The organism is Streptomyces lothianensis (assembly GCF_047779955.1).
In the GTDB taxonomy this organism is placed as follows: Bacteria; Actinomycetota; Actinomycetes; order Streptomycetales; family Streptomycetaceae; genus Streptomyces.
This window is the reverse complement of the sequence record NZ_JBLMKT010000044.1, coordinates 49456-62423: the sequence shown is the minus strand read 5'-3', so window position 1 is coordinate 62423 and position 12968 is coordinate 49456. Positions and strand designations below refer to the sequence as shown.

Sequence of the window (12968 nt, the reverse complement as noted above, 5' to 3'; positions counted from 1 at the left end):
CTACGAACCGACCCTCAAGAACACCACGAACTACTTGACGTCAGTTAGGAACTCAACGGGGGCGGATCACCGCCGCACACGGTCCGGGCCCGCGCTCACGGTGCCCGGCGGGCTCACCAGTCCTGGCGGTACTGCGCGCTGCGGCGCGGGGCGCTCATGCTGCGCGGCGGGGTGGCCGGGACACCGTCGCGGGCCGGGGCCGCGGAGCGCCAGTCCTCCTTGCCCATGATCATCAGGGGGTCGAACATCACGATCACGCCGGCCAGGAGGAGGAAGGCCAGCGGGCCGATCATCATCGGTGCGAGCAGTTCGGCGGGCGAGTCGCCGGTGAGCGGTCCGGTCGTCCCGTGCAGATGGACGCTGAGCGCCGCCATGCCGGTGTAGTGCATGCCGCTGACGGCGATGCCCATGACCAGGCTGGCGCCGAGGCTCCACGCGAAGCCGCGGACCTGGGCGGCCGCCCAGAGCGCGGCGGTCGCGGCGACCACGGCGATGACGACGGAGAGGCCCACCGTGAACGTGTCGTAGGCGAGGGTCCCGCGCAGCCGCATGGCGGCCATGCCCAGGTAGTGCATGGACGCGACCCCGAGGCCCGTGATGGTGCCGCCGGTGAACAGGGCCATCATCGTCGGCCCCTTGTAGCCCACGATGAACACGCCGACACCCACCATCACGATCGCGACGCCGAGGCTCGCGAAGGTCAGCGAGGGCTCGTAGGTGATGGGAGCCTCCTTGACCGAGAAGCCCATCATCGCGATGAAGTGCATGGTCCAGATGCCGGAGCCGATGGCCGCGGAGCCGAGCGCCAGCCAGCCCGCGCGCCAGGAGTTGCCCACCACGAGCGAACGCGCCGTGCAGCGCAGCCCGAGGGCTCCGCCGACACAGGCCATGACGTACGCGGCGATCGGAGTGACCAACCCGTAACTGAATCCGTCGACGGTGCCCTGCATGGTGGGATGACCCTTCCGCCCCTTTTGGTGACCCGGGGCGCCCCCGCACCCCACCGCACGGCCGGTCATGGCCGGTGCTGAGCAGAGGTTAAGGCGCCGGGCGGAGCGCATGAATGATTCTGCGGTGATTCTCCGGCAAAAAATCATGGGCTTCGCCGATGGCGGATACATCGTGTGCCGAACAGGTGAAGAACCTGTGCCCGCTCCCTGTGCGGCCGCATCGAGCAGCCGTGACGGGGCAGCCGTGTGGGTCCCGGCGAGGGCAACCGTGCGGGTCCCGGCAGGGACAGCCGTGCGGGTCCCGGCGAGGGCAGCCGTGCGGGTCCCGGCAGGGACAGCCGTGCGGGTCCTGAACAGGGACAGCCGTGCGGGTCCTGTTCAACTCGCGGCCATCACGCACCTGCCCTCCGTTGCCGCGACCCTGTCACGCTCGGTCGGTCTTCGCTCGCACGACGTGAGGGGTCCTGGTGTACGCACCCACCGCCACCGCCGCCGTCATCGGCGCCGGAATGCTCGCCCTGTCCATCGCCCCGGCACCGGCCGCCGCGCCCGAGGCGCCCGCCGCCAGGACCGGTTCGCCGGTGATCGTCTCCCATCGCGGCGCCTCGGCGTACGCTCCCGAGAACACCCTCGCCGCAGTCGACAAGGCACGGGAGCTCGGCTTCACCTGGGTCGAGAACGACGTCCAGCGCACGAAGGACGGCGAGCTCGTGATCATGCACGATGCGAGTCTGGCGCGGACCACGAATGTCGAGCAGGTCTTCCCCGGCCGTGCGCCGTGGAAGGTCGCGGACTTCACCGCCGCGGAGATCGCCCGGCTCGACGCGGGCAGCTGGTTCGACGCGAAGTTCAAGGGCGAGCGCGTGCCGACGCTCGAGCAGTACATGAACCGTGTCGAGCGCCATGACCAGCGGCTCGTCCTGGAGCTCAAGAAGCCGGAGCTCTACCCGGGGATCGAACGCGACACGCTGCGCGTCCTGCGGAAGACCGGCTGGCTCGACCCGGGGCACGTCAGGAACAAGCTGGTGATCCAGAGCTTCGACGCGGACGCCGTGCGGTCCGTCCACGCGCAGCGCCCGGACCTCAGAACCGCGTTCCTGGGCACACCTGCGGTGGCCGAGCTGCCCGCGTACGCCGAGTTCGCGGACCAGATCAACCCCAGCCACCGGAGCATCTCCGCCGACTACGTCGCCGCCGTGCACGCACAGCGCGGTCCGCACGGCAGGCCGCTGGAGGTCTTCACCTGGACGGTCGACGACCGGGCAAACGCGCAGCGCGTGGCCGGCTACGGGGTGGACGGCATCATCACCAACCGGCCCGATGTCGTACGGGACGCGGTACGCGACTGAGTGACCGGCCTGCCGCTGCCTCAGGGACCGGGCCGCGGCGCGGCCGTCCCGGGCGTCGTTGTCAGTGGCCCGCCGTACCGTTGGCAGCGTGAACATCGAGGGGAACACCGAAGAACAGGCCACGCGGACCGCGGGCGGCGGGCCCGCCGCCGTCGAGTGGGCGGTCGTCGGCAGCGACATCGGGCCGCTGCTCCTCGCCGCCACGGACAAAGGCCTGGTCAATGTGGTCTTCCATGCGCGCGAGGCCGTGCGCGGGAAGGCCGTGGCCGGCCTGGAGGCGCGCTTCGGGGGCGCGGCCGTCGAGTCACCCGGCTCGCCGCGCCTTGCTGAACCCATACGTCAGCTCCGGGCGTACTTCGCCGGGGAGCTGCGCGCGTTCACGCTCGATCTGGACTGGACGCTCATCGGCGGCTTCAACCGTCAGGTGCTGCGCGAGCTGTTCGCGGGAGTGCCGTACGGAGCGGTCGTCGGCTACGGGGAGCTGGCCCGCCGGGTCGGGCAGCCGGGCGCCGCACAGGCGGTGGGCATGGCGATGGGAGCCAATCCACTGCCCGTGGTGGTGCCCTGCCACCGGGTCGTGGAGAGTGACGGGGGGATCGGCGGCTTCGGCGGAGGCCTGGAGACCAAGCGGAAACTGCTCGCGCTGGAGGGCGTACTGCCCCAGCCGCTGTTCTGAACGGCGCCGAAGCCGGGCAGCGCGGTGCTCCCCGCACCTGGCACACTGCGCCGGTGACCACCATCGACTCGTCGCACATACCCCCGGCCCCCGACGAACTGCCCGCGCTGCGCCGACGGACCACCGTCGTGCTCGTCGCAAGCCAGATCCTCGGCGGGCTCGGGGTCGCCACCGGCATCGCGCTCGCTGCCGTGCTCGCCAAGGAGGTCAGCGGAACCGAGGCGCTCTCCGGGCTCGCTCCGACCGCGACCGTGGCCGGCACCGCGATCCTGTCGATGCCGCTGGCCGCGCTGATGACCCGGCGCGGGCGGCGGGCCGGGCTGGTCCTCGCCTACGTGATCGGCGCGCTGGGCGCCGGCATCGTCGTGCTCGCGGCGGCGATCGGCAGCTTCCCGCTGCTGCTCGCCGGTATGGCGGGCTTCGGGGCCGCGTCCTCCGCCAACCTGCAGGCCCGCTTCGCGGCCGCCGACCTCGCCGAGCCGCAGCACCGGGCACGGGCGATCTCCAACGTGGTCTGGGCGACGACGATCGGCGCCGTGCTCGGGCCCAACATCGCGGCGCCCGCGGGCCGCAGCATCCGGGCGCTCGGGATACCCGAGGCCTCGGGCCCGTTCCTGTGGGCCGCGGGGGTGTTCGTCATCGCGGCCGTGCTCGTCGCCGTACTCCTGCGGCCCGATCCGCTGCTCACCGCCCGCGCGCTCGAACCGGAGGCGGAGGGCTCACCGCAGAGCCGCTCGCTGCGCGCCGGGCTGGCCGCCGTGGCGGCGTCACCACGCGCCCGGCTCGCGCTGGTGACCGTCGCCGTCTCGCACACCGCGATGGTCTCGATCATGTCGATGACCCCGGTGGACCTCGGGCACCATGGCGCCGACATCGAGCTGATCGGCCTGGTGATCAGCGGTCACATCGCCGGGATGTACGCGTTCTCGCCGGTCATGGGCCGCCTCTCGGACCGCTTCGGCAGCCTCGCCGTCATCTCGCTCGGAATCTCGCTGCTCGCCCTCGCGGCCCTGCTCGCCGGTACCGCGGGCCCGAACCACACGCAGACGGCGATCGGTCTCTTCGTCCTCGGCCTCGGCTGGTCGGCGGGGCTCGTCTCCGGTTCCGCCCTGCTCACCGACTCCGTGCCCCAGCCCGCCCGCGCCGCCGCCCAGGGCCTGTCCGATCTGACGATGAACGCGGCAGCGGGCATCGGTGGCGCCCTGGCCGGACTGATCGTCGCGCAGGCGAGCTACGGCTGGCTCAACCTGGTCGCCGCCGCCCTGCTGCTGCCGTTGGCGGCGCTCGCCCTCCTCACACCGCGACGGGCGCGTCCGGCCGAGCTTGCAGCGGCCGGTCCTGCGTCGGCCGGCGCCGCAGCAGAGGGCGCCGCATCCGCGCGTACGAGGTCCGACCGTTCCGTACTCGCCGAGGATGTGCCCGCCGCCAAGGACGCGCCGGGCGCAGGGGAGTGACCGGACGCCGGGCGACTCGACGGTTGACGCGGACCGCACGGTCGATGTGATCAGAGGCTGATGCGATCAGAGGCTGATGTGATACGCCTTGCGCAGCGTCTCGTGCACCGTCCAGGTCGTACGGTCGCCTTCACGCAGCACCGCCGCCACCCCCGGCCCGAGCTCCAGCACGTCGCCGCCCTCGACGGCCACGGTCGCCCGTCCGCTCACCACCACGAACAGCTCGTTCGCCTCCGTATCGGTGACGACGCCCGGCGTGATCTGCCAGATGCCGCGCAGCTGCTTGCCGTCCGGGGACTCCCAGAGGACCTTGCCGGTCACCTCGGGCGCGCCCGACACGATCTGGGCGGGGTCGAGCGGTTCGGGTTCGAGCTCGGCGTCCGGGATGTGCACGGCGAAGGAACCGGGTACGGAGGCGGCGGCCTCGTCAAGATCAGTCGTCATGGCCGGTCACTCTAGAGGCCCTGTGCGCCCGCGCCGACGGCGGGCAGGTCCTTTCCGCCGCTCGGGCGCGGGTTGCCTGCCCGCAGCCCCTTGCCACAGCGCTCCCTGACAGCAGACTCCGCCTTGTGCACGGGCCGGGACATCGGCCGGGCGCGCGGGCCCGCGTTCGTATGACCGGCGGGCGGTTTGGCGGGCGGTCCTTCCCGCCAAGGATGAAGGGATACGACGGGAGTTCCCGATGAGGGGAGACATGCGCGTGCTGGTGGTTTCCGCTGAGGTACGGGACGCGATGGCCGCGCGGCGTCCTGTGGTGGCCCTCGAGTCGACGATCATCGCGCATGGGCTGCCGCGGCCGGCCAATTTCGAAATGGCCCTGGAATTCGAACAGTCGGTACGGGACGAAGGGGCCGTTCCGGCCACGATCGCCGTGATCGACGGACAGGCGCGGGTCGGCCTCGACAAGAAGCAGCTGGAGCGGATCGCGGCCGGTGATTCTGTACGGAAGCTGGGCAGCCGCGATCTGCCGTTCGCGCTGGCCACCGGCACCACGGGCGCGACGACCGTGTCCGGTACGGCGTTTCTCGCGGCGCGCGCCGGCATCCGGATCTTCGCGACCGGTGGACTGGGCGGGGTGCACCGGCGGTGGACCGCCACGCAGGACGAATCGGCAGACCTGGGGCTGCTCGCGCGGACGCGGATCGCGGTCGTCTGCGCGGGGGTCAAGTCGATCCTCGATGTCCCGGCGACGCTGCAGCGCCTGGAGACGCTGGGGATCTCCGTGGCGGGCTACCGGACGGACCGGTTCCCCGGGTTCTACGTGGCGGACTCCGGAGAGCCCGTGGACTGGTCGCTGTACTCCCCCGCGGAGGTCGCCTCGGTCCTGCGCGCCCAGGACGAACTGGGCGGTGCGGACGCGGCGCTGATCGTCGCGAACCCCGTCCCGATGGAGGAGCAGCTCGACCCCCGGCTCCATACGCGGGTTCTGGACGAGGCACTGCGGGCCTGTGACGAGCAGGGGGTGACGGGCCAGGCGGTCACGCCGTTCCTGCTGGACTTCCTGGTGCGGCGCACCGAGGGGGCTTCGCTGCAGGCCAATCTGGCCGCCGTACGCGGGAACGTACGGCTCGCCGCACGGATCGCTTCGGCGTGGGCGTGACGGAGGGAGCGGGAGCGGGCAGGCGCGCGGAGGCGGCCGTCGGCGCGGACGGGGCCGATGGCTCGGACCGAACCGTCGGCGCGGACGGCGCCCTCGGCACGGAGGGAGGGAACGGCGACGGCCAGGGGTTGCTCGTGCTCGGGGACGTGGTCACCGATGTGGTGGCACGTCACCGTGCGCCGTTGGCGGCGGGCACCGACACGACGGCCGAGATCCGTCTGGCCCCCGGCGGCGCGGGCGCCAACGTGGCCTGCTGGGCGGCGTACCAGGGCTGTCGCGAGGTGCGGCTCGCGGGACGGGTCGGTGCGGACTCCGCCGACTGGCACCTCAGGGAGCTGGCCGCCGCAGGCGTACGGGCGCATCTCACTGTTGACGAGCAAGCACCCACCGGCACGGTGATCTGCCTGGTCGACGGGGCCGCGGCGGCGGAGCGGTCGTTCCTCACGGACAGCGGGGCGGTGCTGCGGCTGCGGGCCGCGGACCTCTCCCCCGGGCTGTTCGACCGGATCGCCCACCTCCATGTCTCCGGCTACCTCCTCTTCGGAACGCCGAGCAGAGACACGGCCGTCGCGGCGATGCGTACCGCGCGGGCCCGCGGAGTGACGGTGAGCGTGGATCCGGCCTCGGCGGGGTTTCTGAAGGAGAGTGGCGTCGACCGGTTCCTGGAGGCGACGGAGGGTGTGGACGTCCTGCTGCCGAGCCGCGATGAGGCGCTGCTGCTCAGCGGCTGCGCGGATCTCCCGGCTGCGGCCGGGCTGTTGAGCCGGCACTACCCGCTGGTCGTGGCCAAGCAGGGCGCGAAGGGCGCGCTGGTGTGCCGCGCGGGCGCGGTGACCGGCGAAGTGCCGGCTACCGAGGCCGATGCGGTGGACACGACGGGGGCCGGTGACGCCTTCACCGGGGCGTTTCTCGCGGCCTGGCTCTCCGGCGCGGACGAGCGCGAGGCCGCGGCCGAGGGGTGCCGGGCGGGTGCGCTCGCGGTGGGGCGGGTCGGCGGGCGGCCGCCCGGGAGGTGAGGGGTGCGGGCCGATGCTCCCGTACCCCGCGGGGTACGGGAGCATCGGCCCGCACCCCGCGGCGGGACTCAGGCCTTGCGGCCCCAGGCTGAAATCATCGGCGCGGTCGCCAGATCCATCGAACCGGTCTCTACGTTGGCGACGTGCCGGTCGATCTCCTCGTCCGTGGCGTATCCGGCCGCGACAAGCCTCTCCCGTACCTGCCGCACCGTGGCGAGCTCGAGCGCGGCGCAGTCCGGAGAGGAGACCGGGAAGAAGGCATCCGCCTCGACCTCGGCCAGCCCGGCCTCACGCAGCAGCCGGGGCAGTCTGCGGCCGTACGAGAGATCGGCGCCGCGGTCGGCGAGCAGTGCGCGGAAGCCGTGCCGCAGCCGGTTGGCCAGCTGCTGCTCCGGGCCGCGGTCCTCGGGGCAGACGAGTGGCTGCAGCGCGGGATCCGCGTCCTCGACGAGCAGTCTGCCGCCCGGCCGCAGCGCCCGGACCATGGAACGCAACGCGCGCTCCCGGTCCGGCAGATGGACCAGGACCAGGCGTGCATGCACCAGGTCGAAGCCGTCCCCCGGTGGTTCCTCGGTCCCCACGTCGTGGCGCAGCACCTGGACCGGGGAGCGTGCCGCGCCGGCCGCCCAGGAAGTATCGATATCGGTGGCGAGCACGCGCCCGGTCGGGCCGACCTTCCTGGCCAGCCAGGCGATCACGGAGGTGCCGCCCGCGCCCACTTCCCAGACGCGTCCGCCGGGGCCGGCACCCAGGCGTTCGAGATGCCGGAAGGTGGCGGGGTCGAACAGCGCCGAAAGCGCTTGGAAACGCTGTCCGGCCTCGGTCTGGCGGTTGTCGAGGAGATAGCCGTCGGTTCGCGTCATGCGGCCGATCATCCCAGTTGTGCGGTTCTGGGAGTGTTCATGAAGGGCGGTGCGGACGGAAGTTTTGCGCCGGTGACCTCACGCCGCGAAGTTGCGCCGGAGAATTCCCACCGGAGATTTCCCGCCGGATGCGGAACCCGCTTACTCCGGGCGGTGCATCAAGACATGAAGAACATTTTCGCGCCGCACCCGCGGAACATGCCGCTCGGACTCAGCCCTGCCCCGTCCCGGCAGACGGACTCTCCAGCCGCCCTGGAGCGGACACCGGTACGGGGCGGACCTCAACTTCTGTACGGAATGGCGGAGTCAGCAGCCTGTGCCCACGGCTCCTCAGCTCGTGGCGTAGACGCTCTCCACCCAGGTGGCGATCTGGTCCTCGGAGAGATGCTTGGCGAGGTCGGCCTCGCTGATCATCCCGACGAGCCGCTTGTTGTCGATCACAGGGAGCCGCCGGATCTGGTGGCTCTGCATCTCGTCGAGCACCTCACCGACGTCGGCGCCCGCCTCCACCCAGCGCGGGGTGCCCTTGGCCATCTCGCCGCAGGTGATCTTCGACGGGTCGTGCCCCATGGCCACGCAGCCGACGACGATGTCGCGGTCGGTGAGAATCCCGCAGAGCCGTTCGTTCTCGTCACTGATCGGCAGTGCGCCGACATTGAGCGTGCGCATCAGCTGTGCGGCGCGGTCCAGGGTTTCGTGGGCGGGGATCCACTGGGCCCCGGGGTGCATGATGTCTGCGGCGGTGGTCATGGGATACCTCCCGGTTTCCGACCGGCCGGCGCGGTGCGGGTGACACCGCAGGGTCCGGCGGACTCATTCTCGTCCCGGCACACGGATGCCGCACCTGCGGGGAGACGGGCGGCTACGGAGTGTGATCGGGATCCGGAGTGGGTGCCCGGCCGGGAGACGCTCGCGCATGCGGCTGCGCGGCCGGTCGATGGTCCGGGAGCGGGCGTGGGGATTTCACTTGTGGTGGCGGCCGTCGGCCAGCAGGATCGGGCCCGTCACCGCACGCTCTCCGGGCTGCGGGCCGTGGCGCCAACCCCTCTTCGTTCCCAAGGGAGTTGTCATGATCGACGGACCGTACTTCGCGCTGACCCTGGTGGCGGCGCTCGGCAGCGGCGTGATGGCCGGCGTCTTCTTCGCCTTCTCCGCCTCGGTGATGAGGACACTCGGGGCACTGCCCTGGAAACAGGGCCTGATCACGATGCAGAAGCTCAATACGCTGATCCTCAACCCGGTGTTCCTCGGGGTTTTCATGGGCACCACACTGCTGAGTGCCGTACTGGCCGTGATGACGCTGGTGAGATGGCCGGACGGCGGCGCCTGGGAGCTGCTGACCGGCTGTGTGCTGTACCTGGTGGGCTGCTTCGGGGTGACTGCGGCGGCCAATGTTCCACGCAACGCAGCCCTGGAGAAGCTCGACCCGGAATCCGCGGAGAGCGCCGAGCCGTGGCAGCGGTACGTCTCCGAGTGGACCGCCTGGAACCACGTACGCGCCGGAGCGGCGCTCGCGGGCTGCGCGGCGATGGTGCTGGCGCTCGCCGCCTGAGCCCTTGGTCGGCCGCGGATCGGCGCTGCCCTGGACGTGTTCCGTCGGCAGGGCGGCGCGCTGTCCGGCCAAGATCGCCGCAATCGGCCACCCACTGCCTCTGGACCTCTGGGCGTGAACCCGCCACCGTGGTGCGTCCCCCACTCGACGCCTCAGGGAGTCCCATGGCCGGCCAGCGCTCCACGAGCTGGGCCGTGGCCGTCACGGTGCTCGGCGTTCTCGCCGTCGCCGTGCTCGGCTGGCGGCTGCTCGTCACCTCCGACCCGTCAGGGGCCGCCGCGCGGCCCACGGCGCCTGCTTCCCGTACCTCCGACGCAAGTCCCGTACCCGAGGACGCGGACGGGCCTAAGGACGCGGGCAGGTCCGGCGCCGGTTCCGAAGCCGCCTCCGAGGCCCCGGTACCCGCCCTCTACCTGGGCGACTCACTGGCCATGGAGAACCAGGAGGTCCTGGCCGGTTTGCTCGAGGACACCGCGAGTCTGCGCAATGCCCCGTACTCGGGCACCACACTCTGTGACTATCTGGAGCGCGGAGAGGACCGTTCCCTGGTCCCGCCGCAGCACAAGGCGGCCGCGCTCGTGCGCGAGGTGAAGCCGACCGTGGTGATCCTGCAGTTCTGGGGCAACTCCTGGGGCTACACGCCCTGCATGGGCAGCATCGCGCAGGGCTCCGCGGCCTACTACGAGCGCCATGCCGCCGACGCCCGCGCCCTGACCACCGAGATCGAACGGGCCGCCAAGGACGTGGGGATCGAGCGCCCCACGCTCGTCTGGGTGCTGCAGGGCCCAGATCCGATGTCCCCGGACCGCATCCGGCGGATCAACGCTCTGTACCGGAAGCAGGCCGCCGCACGCGGCGACATCACCGCAGACGCGGGGGCAGCGGTGAGCGGGCCCGGCGGCCGCTATGCCCATGTGCAGTGGCTGCCGTGCACCCGCTACGAGCGCGAGCACCCCCCTTACTGCACCGACGGCGGCCGCGCACAGCTGCACCGCGATGACGACTACCTGCACTTCTGTCTGGCCCCGACGACCAAGACGCCGAAGCCGTGCGCGAAGCGCTCACCGGGCGTGCTGCGCTTCAGCCGGGCGATCGCCGATACGGTCACCCGGCAGGTGCGCGGCACCCCTGACATGTAAGGGGTCCGGCGAATCATGCCGCCGGCGCGATGGCATGATCCGCCGCACCCCTTGGACCTCACGGCTTGCGCGCTGGGCCTACGGCTTGCGCGCTGGGCCTACGGCTTGCGCGCGACGACCGCGTACCCGGGGATCGGCTCGTCGCCGGTGACCGGGACCGGCTCGCCGAGCTCGGGGTGCCATTCGGCGGTCAGCGAGACGCCGGGCTCCACGATCTCCAGGCCGTGGAAGAAACGCTCGACCTGCGCGCGCGTACGCAGCGCGAGGACGAGACCGCGCGCCTTGTACACCTCCATCGCCGCATCCGCGCCGCCCGGGTTGAAATCGCCGGTGGTCTGGGACAGGACGACATAGCTGCCGGGGGCGAGCTGCTCGACGAGCCGGTCCACGAGCTCGTACGCACCGTCCTCGTCGGAGATGAAGTGGAGGAGGGCGAGCATCGACAGCGCGATGGGCTTGTCGAAGTCCAGGAACTTGCCCGCGTGTTCGAGGATGACCTCGGGGTGCCGGGCGTCGGCCTGAATGTACTCGGTCACGCCTTCGGGCGTGGAGCGCAGCAGCGCCTCGGCGTGTGCGAGCACGATGGGGTCGTTGTCGCAGTAGACGACGCGGGATTCCGGGGCCGCCTGCTGTGCGATCTGGTGGAGGTTGGGCTCGGTGGGGATGCCGGTACCGATGTCCAGGTACTGACGTATCCCCTGACCGGCGAGCCAGCGGACCGCGCGGTGCATGAAGGCGCGGTTGACCCGGGCGAGTTCCCGGCCGCGCGGTTCGATCTTGAGCAGCTGGGCGGCCATCTCCTCGTCGACGGGATAGTTGTCCTTGCCGCCCAGGAACCAGTCGTACATCCGGGCCGGGTGCGGCTTGCTGGTGTCGATCTTCACAGCGGCCCGCCCGTCCGCCGCCTCTTGCCCGCTCATAAGACGCTCCAAGTCCCGTGGTGGATGAGAGAGTTGAGCCCCATGGTGCCCATGCTCATGCATGTACCCGTGATCATGACAGCAGAAAGTCCGCCTGTCCCGACTTCGCGCCCTCGATGAACGCGTGGATCTCACCCAGCGTGTAGATGAGCGCGGGGCCGTCGGGATCCGCCGACTGCCGTACCGCTATGCGCCCGTCGGCGAGTTTCATCGCCTCGACGCAGTTGCCCCCGTTGCCTCCGCTCCAGGGCTTCAGCCAGCCCTCGGAGCCGAGTTCACGTGCGGGCATCCCGTTGTAGATGGCTTCGTCCTCGCTGATCATGGTCCCCTTGGAATCCATCCGGCCCCCGTTCGCGGACAGCTGATCCATCAGAGCTCCTTGCGGAGATCCTTGAGAATCTCCTTCGTGCGGTGTGCCGAGGCGGCCAGTGCGGCCATCTTGTCCATCGCCTCGAGGTACGAGACGACCTCGGCGCGGCGGTCCAGATAGACGGCGCCGGTCAGATATTCGGCGTAGACCATGTCCTGCAGCTCGGGCACCGCGAAGCGGAACAGCACGAAGGGTCCGTACGTCCCGGGGTGCGGTCCCGCGGAGAACTCCGCGATCTGCAGGGTCACATGGGGTGACTGGGTGGCCTCGATGAGCCGGTCGAGCTGCCCGCGCATCACCTCAGCACTGCCCACGGTTCGGCGCAGCACGGTCTCGTCCATGATCACCCAGAGGCGGGGCGGCTCCTCCCTGCCGAGCAGTTCCTGACGCTGCATCCGCAGCGCCACATGCCGCTCGATCTCCTCTTCTCCCATGGTGCCGATCGAGCCGGCCCGCAGAACCTCGCGGGCGTAGCCCTCGGTCTGCAGCAGGCCGGGGACGAAGTGCGGTTCGTAGGAGCGCAGCAGGCTGGCCGCGCCCTCCAGGCTGACGTGCATGGAGAACCAGCTCGGCAGGATGTCGTGGTACCGCTGCCACCAGCCGGGCTTGTTGGCCTCCTCGGCGAGCTCGACGAAGGACTCGGTCTCGACCGGATCGGCCCCGTACGCGTTCAGCAGCAGTTGTACGTACGGGATCTTGAAGGCGACCTCGGCCATCTCCATCCGCCGCACCGTGGCGGGCGCGACGCGTAGGACCCGGGCCGCCTCCTCACGCTTGAGCCCCGCGTTCTCGCGCAGCTCCTGGAGGCGTTTGCCCAGGACGACCTGGCCCACGGTGGGAGCGGACCGCGGTTCGCTCACGTCTACCTCGCTCGGGTCGTTCTGTAGCGCGGCCGGTTCACCGTTACACACAGTGGCCGCCGCGACCGGTCCGAGCAGTGTGCCATGACCCTCCAAGGTGCAACAGCACACTGTGCATTTTTCAGAGTGCGTCTTGCCAAGTGTTCACGGCGGGGAGATAGTGGCATCTGTGAACCAGTCCCCAAGCTCTCAACCGAGTTCGAGCAGGGGAGCCCCCAC

General features: G+C 71.0%; 14 protein-coding genes. 7 read left to right on the top strand and 7 right to left on the bottom strand.

Features of this window, described 5'->3' with window-relative positions; translation table 11 throughout:
• Positions 1-113: 113 nt before the first annotated feature.
• On the bottom strand, positions 114-950 hold the full coding sequence (locus tag ACLF6P_RS16340) for an MHYT domain-containing protein (RefSeq protein ID WP_415951048.1): 837 nt from the start codon (positions 948-950) through the stop codon (positions 114-116).
• 509 nt (positions 951-1459) lie between these two features.
• Between ACLF6P_RS16340 and ACLF6P_RS16335 the strand changes: the two genes are divergently transcribed.
• The 3 genes from ACLF6P_RS16335 (at position 1460) to ACLF6P_RS16325 (ending at position 4429) form a co-directional block, all read left to right on the top strand.
• Positions 1460-2299, top strand: a complete 840-nt coding sequence (locus ACLF6P_RS16335; RefSeq protein ID WP_415951060.1) for a glycerophosphodiester phosphodiesterase — start codon at positions 1460-1462, stop codon at positions 2297-2299.
• Positions 2300-2393: 94 nt separating this feature from the next.
• Positions 2394-2975 (top strand): methylated-DNA--[protein]-cysteine S-methyltransferase, encoded by a 582-nt coding sequence (locus ACLF6P_RS16330; RefSeq protein WP_415951058.1) that lies wholly within the window; start codon positions 2394-2396, stop codon positions 2973-2975.
• Between the two features lie 53 nt (positions 2976-3028).
• The gene (locus ACLF6P_RS16325) at positions 3029-4429 is read left to right on the top strand and encodes an MFS transporter (RefSeq protein WP_415951047.1); all 1401 of its coding nucleotides are present in this window, start codon (positions 3029-3031) and stop codon (positions 4427-4429) included.
• A 66-nt stretch (positions 4430-4495) separates the two neighbouring features.
• On the opposite strand, the gene ACLF6P_RS16320 is transcribed toward ACLF6P_RS16325, so the two are convergent.
• Positions 4496-4873 carry a cupin domain-containing protein gene (locus ACLF6P_RS16320; protein WP_415951046.1) on the bottom strand — a complete coding sequence of 126 codons (378 nt, stop codon included), beginning with the start codon at positions 4871-4873 and terminating at the stop codon, positions 4496-4498.
• Positions 4874-5129: 256 nt separating this feature from the next.
• Between ACLF6P_RS16320 and ACLF6P_RS16315 the strand changes: the two genes are divergently transcribed.
• Together ACLF6P_RS16315 and ACLF6P_RS16310 are read left to right on the top strand one after the other, a co-directional pair.
• Complete coding sequence (locus ACLF6P_RS16315; protein WP_415951045.1) at positions 5130-6029, top strand: pseudouridine-5'-phosphate glycosidase; 900 nt, start codon at positions 5130-5132, stop codon at positions 6027-6029.
• A gap of 128 nt (positions 6030-6157) precedes the next feature.
• A complete protein-coding gene (locus ACLF6P_RS16310; RefSeq protein WP_415951056.1) occupies positions 6158-7045 on the top strand; it encodes a carbohydrate kinase family protein in 888 nt (295 codons plus the stop codon).
• Positions 7046-7113: 68 nt separating this feature from the next.
• Here ACLF6P_RS16310 and ACLF6P_RS16305 read toward each other — a convergent pair whose 3' ends face one another.
• Positions 7114-7908 carry a methyltransferase domain-containing protein gene (locus tag ACLF6P_RS16305; RefSeq protein WP_415951043.1) on the bottom strand — a complete coding sequence of 265 codons (795 nt, stop codon included), beginning with the start codon at positions 7906-7908 and terminating at the stop codon, positions 7114-7116.
• Between the two features lie 330 nt (positions 7909-8238).
• Positions 8239-8658 carry a CBS domain-containing protein gene (locus ACLF6P_RS16300; protein WP_415951042.1) on the bottom strand — a complete coding sequence of 140 codons (420 nt, stop codon included), beginning with the start codon at positions 8656-8658 and terminating at the stop codon, positions 8239-8241.
• 319 nt (positions 8659-8977) lie between these two features.
• Between ACLF6P_RS16300 and ACLF6P_RS16295 the strand changes: the two genes are divergently transcribed.
• Entirely contained in the window at positions 8978-9460 is a 483-nt protein-coding gene (locus ACLF6P_RS16295) for an anthrone oxygenase family protein (RefSeq protein ID WP_415951040.1), read from the top strand.
• A 164-nt stretch (positions 9461-9624) separates the two neighbouring features.
• Positions 9625-10599: an SGNH/GDSL hydrolase family protein gene (locus ACLF6P_RS16290; RefSeq protein ID WP_415951039.1), complete on the top strand. Its 975-nt coding sequence runs from the start codon at positions 9625-9627 to the stop codon at positions 10597-10599.
• A 98-nt stretch (positions 10600-10697) separates the two neighbouring features.
• Here the strand turns inward: ACLF6P_RS16290 and ACLF6P_RS16285 are convergent, their stop codons facing one another.
• The 3 genes from ACLF6P_RS16285 to ACLF6P_RS16275 all read right to left on the bottom strand — a co-directional run bounded on the left by ACLF6P_RS16285 (position 10698) and on the right by ACLF6P_RS16275 (position 12749).
• On the bottom strand, positions 10698-11519 hold the full coding sequence (locus ACLF6P_RS16285) for an SAM-dependent methyltransferase (protein ID WP_415951038.1): 822 nt from the start codon (positions 11517-11519) through the stop codon (positions 10698-10700).
• Positions 11520-11592: 73 nt separating this feature from the next.
• Positions 11593-11841 (bottom strand): DUF397 domain-containing protein, encoded by a 249-nt coding sequence (locus ACLF6P_RS16280; protein WP_415951055.1) that lies wholly within the window; start codon positions 11839-11841, stop codon positions 11593-11595.
• A 47-nt stretch (positions 11842-11888) separates the two neighbouring features.
• Positions 11889-12749: a helix-turn-helix domain-containing protein gene (locus tag ACLF6P_RS16275; RefSeq protein WP_415951036.1), complete on the bottom strand. Its 861-nt coding sequence runs from the start codon at positions 12747-12749 to the stop codon at positions 11889-11891.
• Positions 12750-12968: the final 219 nt, after the last annotated feature.